The 23,166-nt window shown below is 67.5% G+C and carries 25 protein-coding genes and 2 pseudogenes; 18 read left to right on the forward strand and 9 right to left on the reverse strand.

From position 1 onward, the window contains the following. Window positions 1–4: 4 nt before the first annotated feature. Genes F620_RS0106750 through F620_RS0106780 form a run of 7 tightly spaced genes read left to right on the forward strand, consistent with a single transcriptional unit; the run spans window position 5 to window position 5,024 of the window. The gene (locus F620_RS0106750; protein WP_019569950.1) at window positions 5–1,156 is read left to right on the forward strand and encodes an ABC transporter permease; all 1,152 of its coding nucleotides are present in this window, start codon (window positions 5–7) and stop codon (window positions 1,154–1,156) included. 3 nt (window positions 1,157–1,159) lie between these two features. After that, a complete protein-coding gene (locus F620_RS0106755) occupies window positions 1,160–1,951 on the forward strand; it encodes an ABC transporter ATP-binding protein (protein WP_019569951.1) in 792 nt (263 codons plus the stop codon). Then, window positions 1,948–2,979 carry an MlaD family protein gene (locus F620_RS0106760; RefSeq protein WP_018870419.1) on the forward strand — a complete coding sequence of 344 codons (1,032 nt, stop codon included), beginning with the start codon at window positions 1,948–1,950 and terminating at the stop codon, window positions 2,977–2,979. Before F620_RS0106755 ends, F620_RS0106760 begins: the two co-directional genes overlap by 4 nt. Next, window positions 2,979–3,611: a membrane integrity-associated transporter subunit PqiC gene (locus F620_RS0106765; protein WP_019569952.1), complete on the forward strand. Its 633-nt coding sequence runs from the start codon at window positions 2,979–2,981 to the stop codon at window positions 3,609–3,611. The genes F620_RS0106760 and F620_RS0106765 overlap by 1 nt, the downstream gene beginning before the upstream one ends. Next, window positions 3,611–4,132 (forward strand): glutathione peroxidase, encoded by a 522-nt coding sequence (locus F620_RS0106770; protein WP_019569953.1) that lies wholly within the window; start codon window positions 3,611–3,613, stop codon window positions 4,130–4,132. The genes F620_RS0106765 and F620_RS0106770 overlap by 1 nt, the downstream gene beginning before the upstream one ends. Continuing rightward, window positions 4,129–4,656 carry a tRNA adenosine(34) deaminase TadA gene (gene tadA, locus F620_RS0106775; protein WP_019569954.1) on the forward strand — a complete coding sequence of 176 codons (528 nt, stop codon included), beginning with the start codon at window positions 4,129–4,131 and terminating at the stop codon, window positions 4,654–4,656. The genes F620_RS0106770 and tadA overlap by 4 nt, the downstream gene beginning before the upstream one ends. Beyond that, entirely contained in the window at window positions 4,653–5,024 is a 372-nt protein-coding gene (locus F620_RS0106780) for a hypothetical protein (protein WP_019569955.1), read from the forward strand. The genes tadA and F620_RS0106780 overlap by 4 nt, the downstream gene beginning before the upstream one ends. Window positions 5,025–5,095: 71 nt before the next feature. Here F620_RS0106780 and F620_RS0106785 read toward each other — a convergent pair whose 3' ends face one another. The 5 genes and pseudogenes from F620_RS0106785 to ubiG form a co-directional block, all read right to left on the reverse strand. After that, entirely contained in the window at window positions 5,096–6,352 is a 1,257-nt protein-coding gene (locus F620_RS0106785; RefSeq protein ID WP_019569956.1) for an FAD-binding domain-containing protein, read from the reverse strand. Then, window positions 6,349–7,308, reverse strand: a complete 960-nt coding sequence (locus tag F620_RS0106790; RefSeq protein ID WP_019569957.1) for an NAD(P)/FAD-dependent oxidoreductase — start codon at window positions 7,306–7,308, stop codon at window positions 6,349–6,351. Before F620_RS0106790 ends, F620_RS0106785 begins: the two co-directional genes overlap by 4 nt. Window positions 7,309–7,314: 6 nt before the next feature. Next, a pseudogene (locus F620_RS14255) lies at window positions 7,315–8,087 on the reverse strand (SDR family NAD(P)-dependent oxidoreductase). Window positions 8,088–8,359: 272 nt separating this feature from the next. Continuing rightward, a pseudogene (locus F620_RS14260) lies at window positions 8,360–9,258 on the reverse strand (histone deacetylase). A gap of 16 nt (window positions 9,259–9,274) precedes the next feature. After that, entirely contained in the window at window positions 9,275–9,976 is a 702-nt protein-coding gene (gene ubiG, locus F620_RS14265; protein WP_255349478.1) for a bifunctional 2-polyprenyl-6-hydroxyphenol methylase/3-demethylubiquinol 3-O-methyltransferase UbiG, read from the reverse strand. 130 nt (window positions 9,977–10,106) lie between these two features. Between ubiG and rfbB the strand changes: the two genes are divergently transcribed. Genes rfbB through rfbC form a run of 4 tightly spaced genes read left to right on the forward strand, consistent with a single transcriptional unit; the run spans window position 10,107 to window position 13,541 of the window. Further along, entirely contained in the window at window positions 10,107–11,189 is a 1,083-nt protein-coding gene (gene rfbB, locus F620_RS0106810) for a dTDP-glucose 4,6-dehydratase (RefSeq protein ID WP_051081233.1), read from the forward strand. Then, a complete protein-coding gene (gene rfbD, locus F620_RS0106815; protein WP_019569963.1) occupies window positions 11,186–12,106 on the forward strand; it encodes a dTDP-4-dehydrorhamnose reductase in 921 nt (306 codons plus the stop codon). Before rfbB ends, rfbD begins: the two co-directional genes overlap by 4 nt. Next, window positions 12,106–12,987, forward strand: a complete 882-nt coding sequence (rfbA, locus tag F620_RS0106820) for a glucose-1-phosphate thymidylyltransferase RfbA (protein ID WP_019569964.1) — start codon at window positions 12,106–12,108, stop codon at window positions 12,985–12,987. The genes rfbD and rfbA overlap by 1 nt, the downstream gene beginning before the upstream one ends. Window positions 12,988–12,989: 2 nt before the next feature. Beyond that, window positions 12,990–13,541, forward strand: a complete 552-nt coding sequence (rfbC, locus tag F620_RS0106825; protein ID WP_019569965.1) for a dTDP-4-dehydrorhamnose 3,5-epimerase — start codon at window positions 12,990–12,992, stop codon at window positions 13,539–13,541. A gap of 76 nt (window positions 13,542–13,617) precedes the next feature. Here rfbC and F620_RS0106830 read toward each other — a convergent pair whose 3' ends face one another. Continuing rightward, a complete protein-coding gene (locus tag F620_RS0106830) occupies window positions 13,618–14,583 on the reverse strand; it encodes a DUF2235 domain-containing protein (RefSeq protein ID WP_019569966.1) in 966 nt (321 codons plus the stop codon). 117 nt (window positions 14,584–14,700) lie between these two features. Here F620_RS0106830 and F620_RS15470 point away from each other — a divergent pair, with 117 nt between their 5' ends. From F620_RS15470 to F620_RS0106855, 6 genes are all read left to right on the forward strand, one after another. After that, window positions 14,701–14,889: an IS5 family transposase gene (locus F620_RS15470; protein ID WP_019569967.1), complete on the forward strand. Its 189-nt coding sequence runs from the start codon at window positions 14,701–14,703 to the stop codon at window positions 14,887–14,889. Further along, complete coding sequence (locus tag F620_RS14270) at window positions 14,890–15,666, forward strand: IS5 family transposase (RefSeq protein ID WP_019569968.1); 777 nt, start codon at window positions 14,890–14,892, stop codon at window positions 15,664–15,666. A 361-nt stretch (window positions 15,667–16,027) separates the two neighbouring features. Further along, window positions 16,028–17,308, forward strand: a complete 1,281-nt coding sequence (locus F620_RS0106840) for a nucleotide sugar dehydrogenase (protein WP_019569969.1) — start codon at window positions 16,028–16,030, stop codon at window positions 17,306–17,308. A gap of 211 nt (window positions 17,309–17,519) precedes the next feature. Next, window positions 17,520–18,809 carry a serine--tRNA ligase gene (gene serS / locus F620_RS0106845; RefSeq protein WP_018871477.1) on the forward strand — a complete coding sequence of 430 codons (1,290 nt, stop codon included), beginning with the start codon at window positions 17,520–17,522 and terminating at the stop codon, window positions 18,807–18,809. A gap of 475 nt (window positions 18,810–19,284) precedes the next feature. Then, the gene (locus F620_RS0106850; protein ID WP_019569970.1) at window positions 19,285–20,298 is read left to right on the forward strand and encodes a thioredoxin fold domain-containing protein; all 1,014 of its coding nucleotides are present in this window, start codon (window positions 19,285–19,287) and stop codon (window positions 20,296–20,298) included. A 13-nt stretch (window positions 20,299–20,311) separates the two neighbouring features. Continuing rightward, entirely contained in the window at window positions 20,312–20,788 is a 477-nt protein-coding gene (locus F620_RS0106855) for a hypothetical protein (RefSeq protein WP_019569971.1), read from the forward strand. A gap of 28 nt (window positions 20,789–20,816) precedes the next feature. Here the strand turns inward: F620_RS0106855 and cyaY are convergent, their stop codons facing one another. The 3 genes from cyaY to F620_RS0106870 all read right to left on the reverse strand — a co-directional run bounded on the left by cyaY (window position 20,817) and on the right by F620_RS0106870 (window position 21,937). After that, entirely contained in the window at window positions 20,817–21,140 is a 324-nt protein-coding gene (gene cyaY / locus F620_RS0106860) for an iron donor protein CyaY (protein ID WP_019569972.1), read from the reverse strand. A gap of 69 nt (window positions 21,141–21,209) precedes the next feature. Beyond that, window positions 21,210–21,584 (reverse strand): DUF423 domain-containing protein, encoded by a 375-nt coding sequence (locus F620_RS0106865; RefSeq protein ID WP_019569973.1) that lies wholly within the window; start codon window positions 21,582–21,584, stop codon window positions 21,210–21,212. A 5-nt stretch (window positions 21,585–21,589) separates the two neighbouring features. After that, window positions 21,590–21,937: a hypothetical protein gene (locus tag F620_RS0106870; protein WP_019569974.1), complete on the reverse strand. Its 348-nt coding sequence runs from the start codon at window positions 21,935–21,937 to the stop codon at window positions 21,590–21,592. 95 nt (window positions 21,938–22,032) lie between these two features. Between F620_RS0106870 and F620_RS0106875 the strand changes: the two genes are divergently transcribed. Continuing rightward, window positions 22,033–22,614: a hypothetical protein gene (locus F620_RS0106875; protein WP_019569975.1), complete on the forward strand. Its 582-nt coding sequence runs from the start codon at window positions 22,033–22,035 to the stop codon at window positions 22,612–22,614. The last annotated feature ends 552 nt before the right edge of the window (window positions 22,615–23,166 follow it).

Genomic DNA, 23,166 nt, shown 5'->3' on the forward strand with positions numbered 1-23,166 from the left:
CGGCATGGACACAGCGTCAGGGGCCCAGCGGCCAGCCTTCCAACATGATGCCACAGACGGGCCGTCCCCCGGTCTGCGCCTGTCGGGCAGCCTGGACACCGCCGCGGTGGAACGGTCCTGGGGCCCGCTGCGCGATCGCGTGCGCCTGCTGGCGCGCGAGGCGGGGGGCGGGACCCTGCCCGTGGATGTCACCGGTCTGAGCTATTGTGACGGCGCCGGGGCCGCCCTGCTGCACGCGCTGGAACGGGATGCTGCGGCCGGGGGGGTGACGCTGGAGCTGGTCGGCGCCACGCGCATGGTCGAGGAGCAGCTGGCTCCGTATCGTGAGCTGGATGCGGTGACGCCCGCGCGCGGTGAGGGCCGCAGCGACTGGCGCAGCCGCTGGACGAACGCGGTCGGACAGGTGGGACGCGCGGGCTGGGAGCAGATGGCGTTCATCGGCGAACTGGGCCGTGCCCTGTGGGCAGCGCTGCGCCATCCGCGGCAGGTGCGCTGGGGCGATACCTTTCGCGTGGCCGAGGTTGCCGGGTTCCAGGCCCTGCCGATCGTCTCTTTGATCGCCTTCCTGATGGGCGTGATCCTGGCGTTCCAGTCAGCGATCGCGATGCGTCAGTTCGGCGCGGAGATCTTCGTGGCCAACCTGGTCGCGGTGTCGCTGTTCCGCGAGCTGGGCCCGCTGATGATGGCGATCCTGCTGGCGGGGCGCTCGGGGGCGGCGTTCGCCGCCGAGATCGGGACCATGAAGGTGAACGAGGAGGTGAATGCCCTGCAGACCATGGCCCTGGATCCGGTGCGCTTCCTGGTGGTGCCCAAGGTGCTGGCGGGCATCCTGGTCGCGCCGCTGCTGGCGCTGTACGCCAATCTGATCGGCCTGCTGGGTGCGGCGATGGTGCTGCAGGGCTTCGGCATCCCGTGGGTTGCGTTTCTCAATCAGGTGACCGGAGCGGTGTCGCTTTCGGACCTGTTCTCCGGATTGTTCAAGGCCGGGGTGTTCGGCCTGCTGGTGGCCAGCGTCGGTTGCCTGCGCGGCCTGCAGACCGGCAACGGCGCGGCGGCGGTGGGCGGCTCCACCACCAGTGCGGTGGTTACGGCGATCATCCTGATCGTGGTGTTCGACGGCCTGTTCGCGGTCCTGTTCTATCACCTGGGGGTGTGAGGCATGGCGCAGTCCGATACGGATCCGGTGATCCGGGTGGAAGGCCTGACCATGGGCTTCGACGATTTCGTGCTGATGCGTGATCTGAACTTCGAGGTCCGCCGTGGCGAGATCTTCGTGATCCTCGGGGGCTCCGGGAGTGGCAAGAGCACGCTGCTCAAGCACATGATCGGGCTGTATGCCCCGCAGGCCGGAAGGATCTGGATCGGCGACGCGGATATTGCCCACGCCGACGGCGAGCGTTTCGAGGCCATCCTGCGGGGCATGGGGGTGATGTATCAGATGGGGGCGCTGTTCGGGTCCATGACCCTGCTGGAGAACGTGCGCCTGCCGCTGGAGGTTCACACCGCTCTGCCGCGTCCGGCGATGGACGCTGTGGCCCGCGCGAAGCTGCAGCTGGTGGGGCTGGGCGCGTTCGCGGATTTCATGCCCTCGGAGATCTCCGGCGGCATGCAGAAACGTGCCGCGATCGCGCGGGCCATGGCGCTCGACCCCTCGGTACTGTTCCTGGATGAACCCTCGGCCGGGCTGGATCCGATTACCTCGCGCGAGCTGGATCGGCTGATCCGGCGGCTCGCGCGCAGCCTGGGCATGACCATCGTGATCGTGAGCCACGAGCTCGCGAGCATTTTTGCCATCGCCGACCGCGTGATTATGCTCGACAAGGAAACCCGGGCCATCGTCGCCGACGGGGATCCGCGACGCCTGCGCGAGGAGTCGACACACCCCTGGGTGCGGCGCTTTCTGGGCGGCGACCAGGACGAAGCAGCCAACGGCGAGGAGACCTCCGCATGAGTGCCCGACAGCATTTCCGGCTGGGCCTGTTCATCCTCGGCGGGCTCGCCGCGCTGGTGATCATCCTGCTGATTGCGACGGCGGGGAATTTCTTCCGACCGTCGATGATGATCGAGACGTACATGGATTCGTCGGTGCAGGGACTGGAGGTCGGCGCCCCGGTGAAATTCCGCGGGGTCCAGATCGGCGAGGTCACCCGGCTGGGTTTCACCTCGGTGGAGTACGAACAGGATGTGCCCCCGGCGGAACGCAAGCGCTACGTGCTGGTGCGCGCGCGCCTGTGGCCGGACCGTTTTGCGACCACGCCGCAGGAAGCCCTGTTCGAGGACGATGTCCTGGAGCAGCTGGTCGAGGCCGGGCTGCGGGTGCGCATGGCGGCCCAGGGCATCACCGGCATGAACTACCTGGAGGCGGACTTCGCCGATCCCGCGGAACACCCGCCGCTGGACCACCCCTGGGATCCGGAGCACGCCTATCTGCCGTCGGCGCCCAGCATCACGATGCAGTTCATTGAATATGCCGAGAAGCTGCTGGAACGCATCGACGATATCGATATCGAGGGCGTGGTGGGGAATCTCAACAGCCTGCTGGTCAATCTCGACGACACCGTGTCGAGCATCGACGTGGAGGGCATCGCCGGACGGGCGGACGACCTGATCGGCGAACTGGAGACCACGGCCACCAGCGCCGAGCGCATCATGGAATCCGTCGAGAACCTCCTCGACCATCCCGATACGCAGGCCCTCCCGGGCGAGACCCGCGAGACCATGCGTCAGCTGAGGCGCACCGCGGAACAGGCCGAGATCGGCGAGCTGGTGGCCCGGATCGAGGGTATGGTGGAACGCCTGGATCGCGGCGTGGAAGTGAACGAGGCGAAACTGGCGGAGACCCTGGAAGAGCTGCAGAGCACCACGCGCAGCCTGCGCAGCCTTTCGGAAGACGTGCGGCGCAATCCGGCGGGTACCCTGTTCGGGGCACCGCCGCCGCGCAGTATCATGGACCGGGACAACCGGGGAGAGGAACGCTGATGACACGCGCGCTACTGCTGGCGGTGCTGGCCGCATTCCTGCTGGGGGGCTGCGGTCTGCTGGCCGAACGCGAACCGGTGGAGCGGGCGTGGTTCCTGCTGGAACTGCCGGAAGACACCGGGCCGCCCGCAGCCGATGCCGGGGCGCCCGTGGCGGTGGAGCTGGGCTCGGTGCGCGTGGCTCCCGCCTATGCCGAGAAGGGGCTGGTGTACCGCCTGGGGCCGCACGAGTACGAATCGGACTACTACAACGAATGGTTCCTGCGTCCGGCGGAACAGGTGGAACAGCTGCTGCGCGAACGCTGGACCCGTGGCGACGGCGCCGTGGTTCTGGTGGACGACGCCCGCGCCGCGCGGGCGGCCGGGCAACCGGTGGTGGAACTGCACGTGCTGGTCACGGCCCTGTACGGTGACCTGGATACGCACAGCGGCCGCGATGCCGCACGCGTGGGGCTGCGGACCCGGCTGGGTGGTGCTGATCGGACCGAGCTGGCGCATTTCGAGGCCACCGAAGCCCTGCAACAACGCTCGCCCCGGGCCCTGGTGGCCGCCCTGTCCCGCGGCATGGCGGCCAGCCTCACGGACCTCGAGGCGGAACTCCAATCCTTCGCGCGACAGGAGGCGGACGGATAATGGCCGACCCGGACCCGCAAGCCACGGTGTATGACTTCGAAGTGACCCGCGCCGACGGCGGGCGGCAGCGGCTCGGCGATTACCGCGGCGAGGTGCTGCTGATCGTCAACGTCGCCTCGCAGTGCGGCTTCACCCCGCAGTACGAAGGGCTGCAGGCGTTGCAGGATCGCTATGGCGAACGCGGCTTCCGGGTGCTGGGGTTCCCCTGCAACCAGTTCGGTCGCCAGGAGCCGGGCGATGCCGACTCCATCCGGGTCTGCGGTCTGCGCTTTGGCGTGAGCTTCCCGGTGTTCGCCCGCATCGAGGTGAACGGGGAGGGCGCCGACCCGCTGTTCCGCCACCTCAAGACGGCCGGCCCCGGTGCCCTGGGCACGCAGCGGATCAAATGGAACTTCACCAAGTTTCTGGTGGGGCGGGACGGCCGCGTGATCCGGCGCTTTGCCCCCACGCGGCGCCCGCAGGATCTGGCCAGCGCCATCGAACGGGCGCTGGACGAGCCCGCGCCCGCCAGCGTGGCATGAGCGAGCAGGATGACGTGCGCTGGATGGAACAGGCGCTCGCACAGGCCGAGGCCGCAGCCGCAGCCGGCGAGGTGCCCGTAGGCGCGGTGCTGGTGGATGCCGAAGGCAACGCCCTCGCGGCGGCCCACAACGCACCCATCGCCAGCCGTGACGCCACCGCGCACGCCGAGATCCGCGCCCTGCGCGCGGCCGGGGAGCGTGTGGGCAACTACCGCCTCCCCGGCACCACCCTCTACGTGACCCTGGAGCCCTGTTCCATGTGCGCCGGCGCCATCATCCACGCCCGCGTGGCGCGGCTGGTGTACGCCGCGGCCGATCCACGCACCGGGGCCACCGGCAGTGCCATCGACCTGATCCACCATCCGGCCCACAACCACCGCGTGGCGGTCACCGGCGGCGTGCTGGCCGAACGCGCCGCGACCCAGCTGCGCGACTTCTTCCGCGCCCGTCGGCGCAACACGCCCGCTGTCGGGGACGAAGATGGCGCGCCGCCCGAACCCGATCCGCAAAGGAGAACTTCATGATCCGAATGCGCCACATCCTGCTGGCCCTGCCGCTGGCTGCGGGCCTGCTGGTCACGGCCGTTGCCGCGGACGAGATCCACAGCGTGGAAGCCCTGAATCAGGCACCGGAAGAGCTTGAGGGCGAGACGGTGCGCCTGGAAGGCATCATCGCGCAGGTCAATGAGGACATCATGGGCCGCAATTTCCTGCGACTGGTGGACGGCACCGGCGAGCCCGGCGACTTCATTACCCTCACCAGCCAACAGACCGCCGATCCGGGTGACCGTGTGCGGGTGGAAGGGGTCTACGTGCTCGACCGGGATTTCGGTGCCGGCTACGTCTACCCGGTCCTGATCGAACAGGCCCGCCTGGAGGATATGGACGACTGAAAACATGCCACCGAGGCGGTGCTGACGCGATGTGACGGCATCGAACAACAGCGCTGTCGGAGTGCCTGGCGCTAAAGGCCGTTCCGGGCGAGCAGTTCCGGGAGCTGGCGCTTGAAGCGGAAGAATCCGTGGGTGGCATGTGGCCAGGCGAGGTCGTCCCAGGTCCGGCGCAGCGGAATGACTTCGATCCCGTCTTCCGCCAGCTCGCGGGCAACGTCATCCAGGGCGTCGGGCAGGGGGCCGACGGGCGCCTCCGGTGTAGCGATGGTGGTCACGCCCGCGGCGGCGCACTGCGCCCGTAGGGTCTCTGCGTGGAGTTGCGGGAGAAGGGTTGCGGGCTGCTGCAGGGTCTCGCCCGCGCGCCGTGCCGCATCCTCGGCCAGTGAATTGACCCAGTGGGCGGTGGTGGCACCAAAGGGCCAGGGGATGTCGGGGTGGCCGCGCCGGGCGACGGCGATTGACGCCACGTCCGTTCCCGCCGGCAACACCTCGTGACCGCTGAACTCGTCGCCATGCAACAGGAGGAGCACGCGCCGGCCGCGCGGCAGGGTGCGCGGGGCCGGAAGGGCGCTGGCGGAAGGCGGGGTCTCGTCGCGGATCGCGGGCGCCTCGGACGCGAGATCCGTCGGGCCGAACCGATTGTCGGTAAAGCGGGCAATGTTGTCGGTCGTCGCGAGGTAGGTCTTGCCCGGCGTCTGGATGCCGGCGACCCAGCGCCAGCCCAGGGTGTTGGAGGCGGGGTCGGCGTCGAGCAGATGGCGCAGGAAGAAGTCCGCCCCCAGTGTCCACGGCAGCCTCAGGGTGAAGATCCAGATCGACGCGAACCACATGCGCGCGTGGTTGTGCAGATACCCGGTTGCGACCAGTTCGCGGGCCCAGTGGTCGAATCCTTCGACTCCGCTGCGTCCGGCCTCGGCCGCGGCAACGCGCTCGCGCAGGCCATCGTCTTCGGCAAGGCGTGACCGTTCGATGTCCCGTTCCGCCAGGAAGGCCCGCCAGACCCCGGGGCGCATCTGCAGCCAACCCTTCCAGTAGGTCCGCCAGAAGACCTCCTGAACGAACTTCTCGGCCGCCTCGGGTGAATGCCAGGCCAGCAGCCGCGCGATCACCTCGTGTTCGCTGATGGCCCGGTGGCGAAGGTAGGGCGAAAGCAGCGATATGTTGTCGCGTTCACCGGGTCCGGGATCGTGGTTGCGCCGGGCCGCATAGTGATGCCCCGCACGCGGGGCAAAATCCGACAGCCGCTCCAGGGCGGCCGCCCGCGACGGCGGAAAAAGGGCAGCGCGACCGTCCGGGGCGTCGTCGTTGGCGTCGACGACGCCGTTCACGAGGCACCCGTTCGCGGGTCGGGAAGGGTTTCCAGGACCGCGTCTGCGAGGGCGCGCCCACTGTCGAATGCCGCCTCTACGTGTGGTCCCAGGGCCCAGTCGCCACAGGCACCCAGACGCTGCCCGGCGTCCCAGAGGCACGGCCGCCCGGCGGCCTGCTCGACCCGCGCGTACAGCCATCGGTGGACCTGATGGTGGAGCAGGCGGGCGGAGCCGAGCAGGGGCCGCAAAGCGGTCAATAGCGGATGTGCCAGTTGATCCGGGTCTTGCTGGATGTGCTCGCGGAACCAGTCGGGACCGGCGTGGGCCACGAGGGTCTCGGATTCCGTCTCTCGGCCGGGTTTGGTGCCGTTCCGGGCAACCCATGAAAGTGGCTGACCGGACAATTGGCGCGATGTTTCGTGCAGGTCGGTGGAGCCTTCGACGGCGGCCATCAACGCAATGCAGGGGGCATAACGAACGTCCGCGAGCGCCGCAAAGCCCGTTCCGGCGGTGGCCGACAGTTCGGCGGCCTGCGGTGCGGGCAGGGCGAGCAGGACTGCGTCGAACGGGCCCTCGAGCCCCGCATGCTCAGGCGTCGACTCGACCTGCAGATGCCAGACCCCGTCGCAACGTCGAAGCCGCTCGACCCGGGAGTTGCGCCGCACCTCCAGGGGCGCAGCCAGCGCGCCGGCCGGGGCCGTCATGTCGGGACGGCCGACGTACCGGTCCGCTCCCCACGCCGCCACCGCACCCTGGTCCTGCCAGGCGTGCACCTGGTGGCGAAAGTCTGTGCCACGAGCGGTGAAATACTGGGCCCCGTGATCGAAGCTCAGGCCATCCGTGTGCCGCGTGGCCATGCGTCCGCCGAGGCCCCGGCTCTTCTCCAGCACGAGACAGTCATGGCCGGCATCGTGCAGCCGTCGGGCGGCTGCGAGCCCGGAGATCCCGGCGCCTATGATGGCGATGCGTGCCACCACCCCTCAGCCGCCCGTCGGGACCATGGGGCGCACGCGGGAGAACCCGCCGTCCACCGACAGGACCTGGCCGGTGACCCATTCGGCCTCGTCGGACAACAGCCATGTGACGGCCCGCGCGAGGTCTTCCGCCTGCCCGTAACGCTGCAGCGGATACTGCGCTTCGATCTGCGCCTCGGCACGCGGGGAGGCAAACAGCCGTTCGGTGGCGCCCGTCCGTGTCAGCCCGGGGGCAATCCCGTTGACCCGGATGCCGTGGCCGGCGTAGGTCGCCGCAGCGGCCGGGACCAGGCTGGCGATCGCGCCCTTGGCCATCGCAATCGCCTCGTGATTGGAGACGCCGATCTGGGCGACGACCGAGCTGAACAGAACGGCGCTGTCCCGGGGTTCGTCCGTCTGGAGTCGGGCCTTCACCCAGGCGCGCAGGGTGTAGAAGGCGCTGTCCTGGTTGGCCGCCATGCAGTCGCGATACTGCGCCTGTGTGGTTCGGTGCAACGGGGCCAGCAAGGCGCTGCCGGCACAGTGAGCGAGTCGCGCGGGGGCTCCCCGAAATGTTCGGAGGCCCGGACCACGACCTGATCCGCGCCTTCCGCGGTGCTGACATCCGCGACGATGGTGCATGCCTCGAGGTCATCCGGAAGCTGCCCGCGAAGGGCGTCCAGTCCCTCGGCATTGCGCGAGACGAGAGCAACCCGGTCATGGGCGGGATCGAGCGATCGCACAAGCGCGCTCGCCACCCCGCCGGTTGCGCCGGTCACCAGTACTGTTCGTTTGCTCATCTCGCGTGGGTCCTTCGGGGTTTTTTCCGGGTCGATACACAGCGTTCGTCCCGGTTCCGACGGGCGAGTTCAACCGGGGTCTTTGGTGCTCGTCGCGCAGTGCAATAGCCCCGCCTGAATGCGGCGGGGCGGGGTGTCAGGTTCGGCCGATCAGGGCCGGTTCGCTGCGGCAATCGTCACCGGTGTCGGTCCAGGCATGCCGCGCGCAGCACGATCCATGATTTCTTGATCCCGGGATTCCCGACTGGGCTCGGGTTCCGGACGCAAGCTTGTCACAGGGAGGCGGCGGTTCGATGAAGAATCGCATGGCGATCCACCAGGGCCGTGATGTCGCGGTCGTAACCGCCGCCGATCACCGCTGCCACGGGCACGGCTCTCTCGCGACAGACCTGCAGCACATGCCGGTCCCGCGCCTCGAGGCCCGCATCGGTCAGCTCCAGATGCCCCAGCCGGTCCGCCTTGTGCACGTCGACGCCGGCGTCGTAGACCACGAGATCCGGGCGCACGTCGTCGATCAGGGTCGCCAGGGTATCCCGCAGGGTGGCCAGATAGGCATCATCGCCAGTGCCCCGGGCGAGTTCGATGTCGTGGTCGCCGGGCGTCTTGCGCGCCGGGAAATTGCTCCCCGCATGCATGGAGAAGGTCACCACCTCGGGGGTATCCGCGAAGATGGCGGCGGTGCCGTCGCCCTGATGCACGTCGAGGTCGATGATCAGGACGCGTCGGGCCCAACCCCTGGCCCGGGCGTGCGCTGCCGCCACCGCGATGTCGTTGATCAGGCAGTAGCCACTCGCGAATCCCGCGTGGGCATGGTGAGTGCCGCCGGCGGTGTTCAGGGCCAGTCCGTCGCTCAGCGCGGCCTCCACGGTCAGCAGGGTGCCGCCCGTCTCCAGCCGTACCCGCTCCACCAGCGCCTCCGACCACTGAAATCCGCTGCGCCTCTGGGCAGCCCTGCTGGTCTGGCCGGCGAGGAAGGCATCCAGGTAGGCTGGTGTATGCACGCGGGACAGGGCGTCCCAGGAGACGATATCCGGCTGCACCCATTCGAACGCCGTGTCGGACAGCCCGGTTCCAGCCGCTCCCGCAGGACCCGGAACTTGGCCATCGGAAACGGATGCCCATCCGGAAGTTCGATCGTGTACCCCGGATGATGGATCAGTTTGAGCGGCATACAGCGACCCCGGCCTTCAGTCGGCGGGCTTTCGTGCCAGCAGCATGTAGTTGACACTCATGGATCGCGACAGCCACATCCGGCGGGTGAGCGGATTCACCTTCACCCCCGTCTGCGCCACGGGCTCCAGGCCGTCCCGCGCCAGCAGATCGCGTGTTTCGCGGGGCGTGACAAAACGCTTCCACTGATGCGTGCCTCGGGGCAGGATGCGGAACAGGTACTCGGCACCGACGATCGCGACCACGAACGACACCGGATTGCGATTGATGGTGGCCAGGAAGGTGTGGCCGCCGGGACGCAGCATGCGGTTGACGCTCGCCATGAATGCGGGCAGATCCGCTACATGCTCGACCACCTCCATGTTCAGGATCACGTCGAAGTCCTCCCCGCGCTCGGCGAGGGCCTCCGCCGTATTGACCTCGTAGCGGATATCCAGGCCCTGCTCGTCGGCATGCAGCCTCGCCGCGGCGATGTTGCGGTCGACGACGTCCACGCCCAGCACGTCCGCGCCCAGGCGGCTCATGGCCTCGCTCAGCAGTCCGCCGCCACAGCCAGTGTCGAGCATCCAAAGGTCTCTGTCCGACCACACAATGGACCATGCAAACAGTGCACTTGATTGGTCCCATGTTTCGTGGCCCAATCCGCGTTTCGTCCACCCGCTGAACAAGCCCCGCAGGGCGTGGCCTCCTGCGGGGGGCACCACCTGAAACCAACCCATCCGGCGACTACATGCTCACGTCCTACCGTAAAGCCTTGGCTCTTCTCAACGGCCAGGGGGAATGCTGCGGCGGCCTCGTGCTCGGGGCGACCGCCTTCGTGCCACAGTTGCTGAAAAATGCCGAGGGAGGATGGAATTGATTCGTGTTCTGGTTACTGGCGGTGCCGGTTTTATTGGGTCAGCGGTTGTCCGTCAGTACATCGCCGAGACCGGTTCGACAGTGATCAATGTCGACGCACTGACGTATGCCGGAAACCCCGAGTCCCTGGGCGATGCGCGCGAGCATCCACGGCATGTATTCGAGCATGTGGATATCACCGACCGAGCCGCCCTGGAACGGGTGTTCCGGGAACATCGGCCGGATGCCGTGATGCACCTGGCGGCGGAGTCTCACGTGGATCGGTCCATCGAAGGTCCGGCGGCATTCGTGGAGACCAACGTGACCGGCACGCACAATCTGCTGGAAGCGGCCCGTGGCTACTGGTCGGAGCTTGAGGGTGAAGCGAAAGAACGCTTCCGTTTCCATCATGTATCCACGGACGAGGTGTACGGGGATCTCGGCCCCGAGGATCCCGCTTTTACGGAAGAGACACCGTATGCCCCGAGTTCTCCTTACTCGGCCAGCAAGGCGGCAAGCGACCATCTGGTGCGTGCATGGCATCGCACATATGGGCTGCCGGTCGTGATCACCAACTGCTCGAACAACTACGGTCCATACCAGTTCCCGGAAAAGCTAGTCCCCCTGATGCTCCTCAATGCCATGGACGGCAGGCCGCTGCCGGTTTACGGACGCGGGGACAACGTCCGCGACTGGCTGTATGTCGAGGACCACGCACGGGCCCTCCGCCACGTGCTGGTCCACGGCGAAAGCGGGAGGACCTACAATATCGGAGGGCGTTGCGAGCGTACCAATCTGGAGGTCGTTCACGCGCTATGCGCGGTCCTCGACGAACTCGTACCGGACGAGGAGGGCCCCTACACACGCCTGATCGAGTTCGTGAGGGATCGCCCCGGACACGACCGCCGCTACGCCATCGACGACACCCGCCTCGCGAATGAACTGGGCTGGCAGCCGAGGGAGAACTTCGAGACGGGCCTGAGGAAAACCGTGCAGTGGTACCTCGACAACCCGGAATGGATCGAGCGCGTGCGCTCCGGCGCCTACCGCGAGTGGATCGACGCGAATTACGCTAACCGAGGGCGGGCCGTATGAAGATCCTTCTTCTCGGAAGCAACGGCCAGGTGGGCTGGGAGTTGCAACGCGCGCTCGCTCCCCTGGGCGAAATCACGGCGCCGACACGCACGGAAGAGGGCGGGTTGTGTGGGGACCTCACGCGACCGGATCGGTTGGCAGCCACAGTGCGAAAGGTAGCGCCGGACGTAATCGTCAACGCTGCCGCTTACACTGCAGTGGATCAGGCGGAGTCGGAACCGGAGCTGGCTAATGCCATCAACGCCACCGCGCCGGAGGTCCTGGCCGCCGAAGCAAATGCGCTTGGAGCCTGGCTGGTCCACTATTCGACTGACTACGTGTTTGATGGTACCGGAGCCGATCCGTGGTGCGAGGACGACGCCACTGGCCCACTGAACGTCTATGGACAGACCAAACGGGAAGGAGAAGCCGCCATCCAGGCCAGTGGTTGTCGGCATCTCATCTTCCGAACCAGCTGGGTGTATGCCTCCCGGGGGCGCAACTTCATCCGCACTATGCTGCGCCTGGCAGCCGACCGCGCTGCGCTACAGGTGATCGACGATCAGTTCGGTGCCCCCACCGGCGCGGAGCTCATCGCAGACACCACCGCACAGATCCTGTCGCAACCGCTGGACCGGGCGGAGATCTCTGGTCTTTATCATCTTGCCGCCGCGGGCGAGACAACCTGGCATGGCTTTGCCCGATTGGTGATCGCCACGGCGCGCGATGCCGGCTGGCCCGTCCGGGTTACGGATCAAGCGATCGAGGCCGTGCCAACGGAGGCGTTTCCCACGGCGGCACGGCGTCCAGGCAATTCCCGCCTGAACTGCAAAAAGCTGGAAACCACTTTCGGCCTGCGTATGCCGGACTGGCGCGGTGGTGCGCTACGTGCCCTCGACGAGATCCTCGCCTGCGAGTCACCAGGAGGCAGCGCATAATGCGACGAAAGGGCATCATCCTCGCTGGCGGCTCCGGCACCCGGCTGCATCCGGCTACGCTGTCGATCAGCAAGCAGTTGCTGCCGGTCTACGACAAGCCAATGATCTACTATCCGCTGAGTACCCTGATGCTCGCGGGCATTCGTGACATCCTGATCATCTCCACGCCGCAGGATACTCCCCGCTTCGAACAGCTGCTGGGAGACGGCGGACAGTGGGGGCTTAACCTCCAGTATGCCGTGCAGCCCTCGCCGGACGGGCTCGCGCAAGCTTTCGTCATTGGAGAGGACTTCATCGGCGGCCACCCCTGTGCTCTGGTCCTCGGCGACAACATCTTCTATGGCCACCATTTCGACGACCTGCTCGGCAGCGCCGCTCGGCGCGATGAGGGTGCTACCGTGTTTGCCTACCACGTCCAGGAGCCGGAGCGCTACGGTGTCGCCGAGTTCGACGCCCACGGCAAGGTGCAATCGCTGGAGGAAAAGCCCGGGCAGCCGAAATCCAGCTACGCCGTTACCGGCCTCTACTTCTACGACGCCGACGTCGTGGCCATGGCCAGGGAACTCAAGCCCTCTGCGCGCGGTGAACTGGAAATCACCGATCTCAACATCGCCTACATGAATGCCGGGAAGCTGCACGTGGAGATCATGGGCCGCGGCTATGCCTGGCTGGATACCGGAACGCACGACTCCCTGCTCGATGCCAGCCAGTTCATCGCCACGCTGGAACAACGCCAGGGGCTCAAGGTCGCCTGCCCCGAGGAAATCGCCTACCGCGCCGGCTGGATCGATGCCAACCAGCTCGAGGAGCTGGCCCGCCCCCTGCTCAAGAACGGCTATGGCCGCTACCTCCAGCGTGTCCTTGAAGAACGAGTCTTTTGAGTATGAAAGCCTACGCGCTATCCATCCCCGCCGTCCTGCTCCTTGAGCCCCGCGTATTCGAAGACGAGCGGGGCTTCTTCTACGAGAGCTACAACCAGCAGGTCTTCGACGAGGCCGTTGGCGAGCCCGTCACGTTCGTACAGGACAACCACAGCCGATCCGTAAAGGGCACCCTGCGTGGTCTGCACTATCAGCTTCCGCCGCACCCCCAGGGCAAGCTGGTGCGTGTCACGTTGGGTGAGGTCTTCGATGTCGCCGTCGACATCCGCCGCGGGTCGCCCACCTTCGGGCAGTGGGTGGGGGAAACGCTCTCCGCCGGGAACCGCCGACAGCTATGGATTCCATCCGGCTTCGCCCACGGCTTCGTGGTAACCACCGACGTCGCCGAGCTCCAGTACAAGTGTACCGATTTCTATGCACCCGACTACGAGCGAAGCATCCGCTGGGACGACGCCGACCTAGACATCGACTGGCCACTCGACGGCGATCCGCTGATCTCCGCCAAGGACGCGCAAGCCGAGATCTTCCGCAATGCGAAGGTTTTTAATTCCTGAATTCAACCACTTGGTGCAGTGCATGGCGCATGTGGCGTGTGGCTGCTATAAGGACTGCTCCAGCACGTCCCTGCAACTATGTTGGAGTGAAGAGTTCAGGCCGGTACCCAAGGACCCGGTGGCGGGCTTTGGCGGAGGGGTGCAGAGCGTCGGGCGGTACGTCGCGCGGGCGGTCGCCGAGGTGCAGCAGGCGCAGGGTGCGGCCGGCCCAGGTGTTCCACGGTTCGTGGATGGGGCCTGCGGGATCGGGGGCGATGGCGGGTTCGTGGGGTTCTTTCACGATCAGGCCGGCCGCGGCGGCTTCTTCGAGCATCCATTGCAGGGCGATCTCGGCGAGCTGGCGCTGTTCGTAGCCGCCGCCGACGTCGGCGTGGGCGCCGGGGAACCAGAGCTGTTTGAGGGTTTGCCCGGGTTCCACGCGGGTGTCATCCCACAGCAGGGCCTCGAATTTGGGGCGGCGTTCGTCGATGGCCAGGGCGTGGCGGGCGTGGGTGACTTCGGGGCTGAGCCGGGTGTCGAAGAAGCGGCGGTTGCGGTAGAGATACCCCAGTGAGCCGACGGTGTCCCAGGCGCCGATGAAGTGCACCGGGCCGGGGCGGGTGTGCTGTTTGCGAAAGCGTGCGGCTTCGTCTTCGTTGTGGCGCCCGGTGTACAGGCGCGAGGCCTCGGAGACGAGATCTTCCCGCCCGGGGTGCAGCAGCCCGCATTTACGCAGCATGCCGGACAGTGCCCGCACCGCATACGCACCGCGCGAGAAGCCGAACAGGTACACCCGATCCCCTTCCCGCACCTGGTGCATCAGAAAGCGGTAGCCGTTCTCGATGTTGGCGGTGAGCCCGTGGCCGAACAGCTTGCCCAGGGTGGTGCCGATGATGTTCTCGCGCCGCATGCCGAACGGGGAGAAGGTGCCCACGCCGGGCTCGTAGGCCGAGACCTGACGGGCGGTGGTGGGGATGCGCCGCAGCAGGTGCACCACGTTGGTGTTGACCTCGCCCTTCTGATTGGCGGTGCCGTCGCAGCAGAAGACGATGTTCCGTTCCATGGAATGCCTCACGTGTTTTGTGCCATTAAGGAGACGCTGATTTAATCCGCCGCTGCTCCCGCCCGGCGAGCGGGTTTGGGATAATGGCAGCAGGTTTTCTGCCCGAGGTGATGGTCGATGTCGCAGCGCAGTTTTTCCGATCTCGAGTACTCCGCCAAGCGCAAGCAGACGCGGCGCGACCGGTTTCTGGGGGAGATCGATGCGATCACGCCCTGGGCGGCACTGGTGGAGGCGATCGAGCCGCACTACCCGAACGGGAACCGCGGCCGCCCGCCGATCGGTCTGGAGCGGATGCTGCGGATGTAGGTGGCGCAGCAGTGCTTCAACCTGTCGGATGAAGGGATCGAGGACGCGGTGTACGACAGCCAGGCGATCCGGCGCTTTGTCGGGATTGACCTGAGCCGCGAAGACGCCCCGGATGCCACCACTCTGCTGCAGTTCCGTCGGTTGCTGGAGCGCCACGACCTGACCCGGGTGATCTTCGAGCGGATCAACGCCCATCTGCAGGAACGGGGCCTGCTGCTGCGTGAGGGAACGGTCGTGGATGCCACGCTGATCGCCGCCCCGCCATGGACGAAGAACGAGAACAAGGCGCGTGACCCGGAGATGCACCAAACCAGGAAAGGAAATCAGTGGTACTTCGGGATGAAGGCGCATGTCGGAGCGGACGTGGTCACGGGCCTGGTTCACACCGTGAAGGGGACGGCGGCGAACGTCTCGGACGTGTCGCAGGTGCCGGACCTGCTCCATGGCGAGGAAGACAGCCTGCATAGCGACGCCGGCTACATCGGTGCGGAGAAGCGGCTGGACGCGCATCGTCCCGAGACCCACATTGCGCGCAAGCGCGGCACCGTGCGCGCGATGCCGGAAGGCCCGGCGCGCGAGCGGGTGCGCGCCGCCGAACGGCAGAAGGCGCAGTTGCGTTCGATCGTCGAGCATCCGTTCCATGTGGTGAAGAACCTCTTCGGCTACCGCAAGGTCCGCTACCGCGGCCTCAATAAGAACACCGCGCAGCTGCACAGTCTGTTCGCCCTGGCGAACCTGTACCGCGCGCGAAGATGGGGGCTCCTCACGCAGGGATAGTGTGTCTGCATGACCGGAAATCGCCCCTGTAACCGCTCAAAACGGCGGTTACAGGGGCCAAAACAGGCCGCCGGGGCCCTGATGTCCTGCCAAACGCGCTTCGGCGGGATATGGAGCGGCATGCGGAGCCTTTGATCAGTGTTTCCTTAACGGGGATTGTAGGGCAGGGTGGGTGTCGCTGGGGCGTGGTTGTGCTTGCGCGGAGGTGGCCCGGTGGAACCTTGTTCGCGGGCAGGCCCGCTTTTACTGGGGGGCGGGGCTTTTGTGGGAGCGTGCTTGCACGCGAAGGTGGCGTCCGTGGGTTCGTGAGCAAGCACGTTCCTGCGGCGCGGGACATGGAGTCATAAGTTAGGGACTAGATATGAAGGGTCTTGAGGACGTGCGCATTGCGGTGATTGGCCTAGGGTACGTGGGCCTGCCGCTGGCCGCCGAGTTCGGGCGGGTGCTGCCGACGCTGGGGTTCGATATCGACGCCCAGCGGGTGGCGGAGCTAAACCGGGGGCATGATCGCACGCGGGAGGTGGAGCCGGACGAGCTAACGGCAGCCGCGCAACTGGAGGTTACGGCGGACCCGGCGGCTTTGGCGGGCTGCAATGTGTTCATCGTGACGGTGCCCACGCCGATCGATGCGCACCGGCGGCCGGATCTGGGGCCGTTGCTGGCGGCCAGCCGCACGGTGGGGCGGGCGCTGGAGGATGGCGACGTGGTGATCTTCGAGTCCACGGTGTATCCCGGGGCCACGGAGGAGGACTGCGCGCCGGTGCTGGCGGCGGAATCCGGTCTGGTCCTGAACGAGGGGTTCTTCCTGGGCTACAGCCCGGAGCGGGTGAACCCGGGGGACAAGGCGCATCGCATTTCCGACATCGTGAAGGTTACCTCAGGTTCCACGCCTGAGGTGGCGCGCTTTGTGGACGGGTTGTACGCGCGCATCATCCGCGCGGGCACCCATCCGGCCCCGAGCATCCGCGTGGCCGAGGCGGCCAAGGTGATCGAGAACACTCAGCGGGACGTGAACATCGCGCTGGTGAACGAGCTGGCGCTACTGTTCGACCGGCTGGAGCTGGATACCGAGGCGGTGCTGGCGGCAGCGGGCACCAAGTGGAACTTTCTGCCGTTTCGGCCCGGGCTGGTGGGCGGGCACTGCATCGGGGTGGACCCGTACTACCTGACGCACAAGGCGCAGGCGGTGGGCCACCATCCCGAGATGATTCTGGCCGGGCGGCGCATCAATGACGCCATGGGTGGCCATCTCGCGGACCGCCTGGTGAAGGCGATGATCCGCAAGGGCTTCCCTGTGGTGGGATCGCGCATCCTGGTGATGGGCCTGGCGTTCAAGGAGAACTGCCCGGATCTGCGCAACACCCGGGTGGTGGACATCATCGAGGACCTGCAGGGCTACAATGCGCAGGTGGACGTGTGGGACCCGTGGGTGGATCCCGCCGTGGCGCGCGAGGAATACGCCCTGGATCTGCTGGAAGGCGAACCGGAGGCAGGGGCGTACGATGCGATGGTGCTGGCCGTGCCTCACCGGGAGTTCGTGGCGCTGGGCGGCGAGGGCGTGCGCCGCCTGGGATGCGAGGGCTCCGTGGTGTTCGACGTGAAATCGGTGCTGCCAACCGGGTCGGCCGATCTCCGTCTGTAGAAGGAGACGGCGTCGGGGGCCGATCGACAGGTCAGGCTCAAGGTTTCGGGAACGAGCCGGTTGTGCTGGACCCGGTCCCACAGATGTCGCTATCGCGTCTCCGAGGACACACAAGGAGCGTGCTTGCACGGGAATGCGGCGTGACCTGCACGGCGCGGGGTGTTTGGCTTAAACTGCGCGGTTTCCACTACTACTGGTCGACGGCGAGCCCATGCTGGATATCCGCAGTCTGCGTCAGGATCTGGACGCTACCGAGGCCGCGCTGGCGCGGCGCGGTTTTACCCTGGACCGTGAGCGGTTCGAGCGCCTGGAGGCGCGCCGCAAGGAGCTGCAGGTGCGCACGCAGGAGCTGCAGGCGGAGCGCAACACGCGGTCGAAGGCGATCGGGCAGGCGAAGGCGCGGGGCGAGGACATCGAGCCGCTGAAGGCGGAGGTGTCGCGCATCGGCGACGAGCTGAAGGGCTGCGAGGACGAGCTGGAGGGCATTCAGGCCGAGCTGCACGATCTGCTGCTGCATGTGCCCAACCTCCCGCAGGCGGGCGTGCCCGAGGGCCTGGACGAGTCCGCGAACGAAGAGGTGCGCCGCTGGGGCGAGCCGACCCGCTTCGATTTCGACTGCCGCGATCATATCCAGCTGGGCGAGCCGGGGGCGCGCCTGGACTTCGAGGGGGCGGCCCGGGTGGCGGGTGCGCGCTTTGTGGTGATGCGCGGCGAGATGGCACGGCTGCACCGCGCGCTGACGCAGTTCATGCTGGATCTGCATACCCGCGAGCATGGCTACGAGGAGACCTACGTCCCGTACCTGGCCAACCCGGAGACGCTGGTGGGCACCGGGCAGCTGCCCAAGTTCGACGATGACCTGTTTTCGGTGGACTGCGAGCAGAAGTTCCGGCTGATCCCCACGGCGGAGGTCCCGCTGACCAACCTGGTGCGCGAGCAGATCCTGGAGGCGGAGGAGCTGCCGCTGAAGATGGTGGCGCACACGCCGTGTTTCCGCTCGGAGGCGGGGAGCTACGGCCGCGACGTGCGTGGCCTGATCCGCCAGCACCAGTTCGAGAAGGTGGAGCTGGTGCAGGTGGTCCGGCCGGAGGAATCGGACGCGGCGCTGGAAGGCCTGCTGGGTGATGCCGAGAAGGTGTTGCAGGCGCTGGAGATTCCCTATCGGGTGATGCTGCTGTCGGCCGGGGACATGGGCTTTTCCGCCGCGCGTACCTACGATCTGGAGGTCTGGTTGCCGGGGCAGCAGGCCTACCGCGAGATCTCGTCCTGTTCGAACTTCGAGGCGTTCCAGGCGCGGCGCATGCAGGCGCGGTTCCGCCCGAAGGCGGGCGAGCGCCCGGAGCTGCTGCATACGCTGAACGGTTCCGGCGTGGCGGTGGGTCGCGCGCTGGTGGCGCTGCTGGAGAATCATCAGCAGGCGGACGGTTCGGTGCGCATCCCCGAGCGCCTGCGCCCGTGGCTGGGCGGCACCGAGGTGATCGAACCGCCGACGGCCCCGTAGGAGGCCGGCCCTCCGGCCGATCGGCCCCTGCGGGCCAGCCTGGCCCCGATCGGCCAGGGGGCTGGCCTCCTACGTGCAGGGCCCGCCGATCCGCCGGGGCCCGTCGACCCGCCGGGGCCCGCCGACCCGCCGGGGCCCGCCGACCCGCCGGGGCCCGCCGACCCGCCGGGGCCCGCCGACCCGTCGGGGCCCGCCGACCCGCCGGGGCCCGCCGACCCGCCGGGGCACCCGTAGGAGGCCAGCCCTCTGGCCGATTGTGCGGCCGATGGCGTGGCATCGGGGGAGTAATCCGGTGCCGTGCGGCGTCCAATGGAGTCGAGGGGCCGGAAAATTACGTGGCGCCCCGCGGCAGGCCGGTCTGCCACGCCTGTCCAGCGACGGAGCGGTCCGCAAGGAGGTTGGCGTGTTGGGGAAAACGGGATCCGGTAGCGACAGGCGTTCGGGCCGGCAGCTTGCGGCGCGGGGCGTCGTGCTGATGCTCGCGCTGGCGTGGGGTGCGGCCGGATCGCCGGTGCTGGCGGACGAACCGGTGCCGGAAGCCAGCGAAACGGAGGGTCTGCAGTTCGACGACACCCCGCGCCGGATCGGCCTGGGGACGCCCGACTGGTTCCGGCCGAGCTTTCTCGATATCGAGGAGGATCTGGAGCTGGCGCGCGAGCGCGGGCGCAAGGGGCTGGCGGTGTATTTCGGCATGGATGACTGCCCCTACTGCGAGGCGCTGTTCGAGGAGAACTTCAGCCAGGACGACATCCGTTCCTATCTGTCCGAGCACTTCGACGTGATCGCGATCGACGTGCTGGGGAGTCGCGAGGTGACCACGCTGGAGGGCGAGACCCTGGAAGAAAAGGAATGGGCGCGCAGCATGGGGCTGAACTTCACGCCGTCACTGGCGTTTTTCGACGCCGATGGCGAGGGCATCCACGCGATGCGCGGCTATTATCCCCCGTACCGCTTTCGCGCCCTGCTGGAGTACGTGATCGACCGGCATGATCGGGAGGGGAGCTTCCGCGAGTACCTGGACCGCGCCGAACCGCCGCCGAAGTTCGATCTCGAGGACATCAACGAGCGGGATTTCTTCGATCCGCCGCCGCACGAACTGGATCGCACCCGGGAGGCGGGCGAGCGGCCCCTGGTGGTGTTTTTCGAGCGCGAGGCCTGCCACGCCTGCGACATCCTGCATTCCGAGCCGCTGCAGAACCGGCAGGTGCTGGAGCAGATCTCGCTGATGGACGCGGTGCAGCTGGACATGGGCGACGACGCGACCCGGGTGGTCACCCCCGATGGCCGCGAGACCACGGCAGCCCGGTGGTCCCGGGATCTGGACATCCACTGGGCACCCAGTATGGTGTTCTTCGACGAGCAGGGGGATGAGATCATCCGCCTGGACTCGGTCGCCCATCTCAACCGCGTGCGCAACGTGATGGAATACGTGCTGACTCGCGGCTACGAGGACTTCGACACCTTCGAGCGCTGGCGCGCCCGGCGCTGACTACGGACGCATCATGCACTTCGAGCAGGATTTCATAGGCGAACACCGCGATGTCTTCGAGCGGATCGTGGCACGCGCGCACAAGGTCGCCGTGGTGATCTTCGTGATCACCTTTCTGGCGTATGGCGTGGCGGCCTGGATGGCTTTCAACGAGCAGCCCTGGGTCGCGCTGATCCTGGCGACGCTGGCCTATCTGTTTTTTCGCCAGTTCCGGCTGGTGTCGCTGGGGCTGGCGCGCACCGGGCTGCGCGGCGAGGCGGGGACGGCGGAGCCGCTGAAGGCGCTGGATCTGGCGCTGGAGGAAGACGGCGCCCACGCGGTGCTCTCGGAGGTAGAGAACCACCTGAGGGCGCTCGACGGGGACGGCGGTCAGCCGGGTGACTCGGGCGAGCCGGGCGAGGAGTCCGCGGGGCCGTCCCGCCGCGGTGCCACCGGGGAAGGAGGGGAAGGAGGGGAAGGACCCCGGGGCGGGGATCGAGACGGTTCCTGAGGACGCCGGTTCCGGCGCGGCGGGCGGGTCAGAGTTCGATCGACGTGCCCAGCTTTCCGCCCAGCACCCGGGCCAGGGTGGTTCCCAGGGTCTCGCCGGTGCGGTCGTTCTGCCACTGGCCGGTGGCCTCGTCGTAGCCGAAATGCGCCGGACCTTCCGGTGAGGACAGCCAGATCTGCGCGGCCGCTTCCTGGCGGTTGAGGATCATCTGCGCCCCGTCCTCGAACTCCAGTGTCAGCACGCCGTCGATCAGGTCGATATCCAGGTCCCCGAGGTCGGGGTGGTCGCTCAGGCGGGCGTAGAAGTCGTCCAGGGTCTGTTCGGCGAAGACGGCAAAGGAAGGCTGGCTCATGGGATCTCCCGCTCGGAATGGGCTGTAACGGCTATGGCGCGGATTATAGGGACGCTGCGGAGCGGTTGCCTATCCACCTGCGCGCCACGCGGCGATGGCGACGCCGACCCAGCCGAGGATGAACAGGGTACCGCCGATGGGAGCGACCGCTCCCAGCATGCGCGGGGCGCCCAGGGCCAGGCCGTACAGGCTGCCGGCAAACAGCAGGATGCCGGTGACAAAGGCCACGGCCGCGGCGGTGGCCCAGCCGGTGGCCAGCTGGCTCCACAGCGCGGCGATCAGCAGCAGGCCGAGGGCGTGGATGAAGTGGTACTGCACGCCGGTGTGCCAGGTGTTGAGGGCGCGTTCCGACAGGCGCTGTTCCAGGGCGTGGGCGCCGAAGGCCCCCAGGACCACGGCGATCGCCGCCAGCGCGGCGCCGATGACGATCAGGGTGCGGACCATGGTGGTCAGCCGTTGTCGTCCATGTCGCTGTCGATGTCGCGGCCGGGGACCCAGCCGTGCTCGCGGGCGCGCGCGATCGCCTCGTTGTGGATGCGTTCGTGGCGCTCGCGCAGGTCGTCCGGCAGGGCGGAGGGGCGCAGGCCGTATTCGTCCCACTTGGCGTTGACCTGGCTCTGCAGAGCCTGGATCTGGCCGATCTCCCAGCCGTCGCAGGTCTGGTCTTCCGGCAGGATGCCGAACACCCAGGCATCCCGGATGATGTTCCCGATCGGCGTCATGCCGCCGTAGAGGTCATTGTAGAGACCGACATAGCGCCGGTCGTTGCGGATGGATTCTCGATTGGAGGTAGGCATGGCGGTAGTGTATGCCGCTGACCCCTCCCCGTGAAGGGCCGGGGCACTGTTTGCAGTGGGTTCTCGCAATCTTTTGTTTTGGAGGTAACGTCATCGTGCCCCGTTCTTCGCCGGATCCGGAGACCGCGCTGCGCCGCCTGCGCCTGCGGGTGCTGCTGAAGCTGATGGCGCTGGGTGGCGTCGTCGCGCTGGCGCTGGCGTTCTCCGCGCAGTTCGTGTCGCTGCCGGGCGGTTCGGGGCCGGAGCCGCGGAGCCTGGATCTGGAGGAGATTGCAGTCGGCGAGGTGAAGCGGCTGCGCTGGAACGGGCGGCACGTGCTGGTGGTGCATCGCGATGCGGCGCTGCTGGAATCGCTGGAGGCGGTCGAGGCGGAGGCCCTGCGGGATCCGCAGGCGCGGCGCGGGCGTCAGCCGGAGGGGCTGGCGTTGCCCGAGCGCAGTTTCACGCCGGACTGGCTGGTGGTCTATGGCGAAAGCGCGGATCTGGGCTGCGAGCTGGACCTGGTGCATCCGGAACAGGCCGACGGCTGGCCGGGCGGCTTCGAGGACCGCTGTCGCGGCGGGCGTTACGACGCCGCGGGGCGGGTGTTCCGCGACCAGCCCGGGGCGCGCAACCTGGAGATCCCGCAATACCGGCTGCACGGTGACGGGGAACGGCTGATCCTCGGCGGCTCCTGATCCCGGAGGTAGGGTTCGACCCGTAGGAGGCCAGCCCCCTGGCCGATCCGGCGCCGGAGATGGCCCGGACGGGAAATCGGCCGGAGGGCCGGCCTCCTACGTGGCCGGGTGCCGTGGGAGGCCTGTAGGAGGCCAGCCTCTGGCCGATCAGGCGCCGGAGATGGCCCGGACGGGAAATCGGCCGGAGGGCCGGCCTCCTACCGGTCGGGTGCCGTAGGAGGCCAGCCCCCTGGCCGATCGGGCGCGGGAGATGGCCCGGACGGGGAATCGGCCGGAGGGCCGGCCTCCTGATATGGATTGACCTGTCAACGGTTGGCTGTAGTGTTCGATCGAGACCTCCTGTTTTCCATGCCTTCGAGGCAGGGCACGAGAAGCGGATTGCGACGGTGGATCACTCTGATATACGCGGGTTGGTTACCGACCGGACTTCACTTCGTCGCGGAGCTGCCCTTCTCTACGGGCGAGGGTCAGCCCTTCCGGGGAAGGGGTGCCTCATAGGAGCGCCAGGGGTTCTCCTCACCGGCCTCTCATGCCCTGTCCCGAAGACACGGA

The organism is Thioalkalivibrio sp. ALE11 (assembly GCF_000381205.1).
Taxonomy (GTDB): domain Bacteria; phylum Pseudomonadota; class Gammaproteobacteria; order Ectothiorhodospirales; family Ectothiorhodospiraceae; genus Thioalkalivibrio.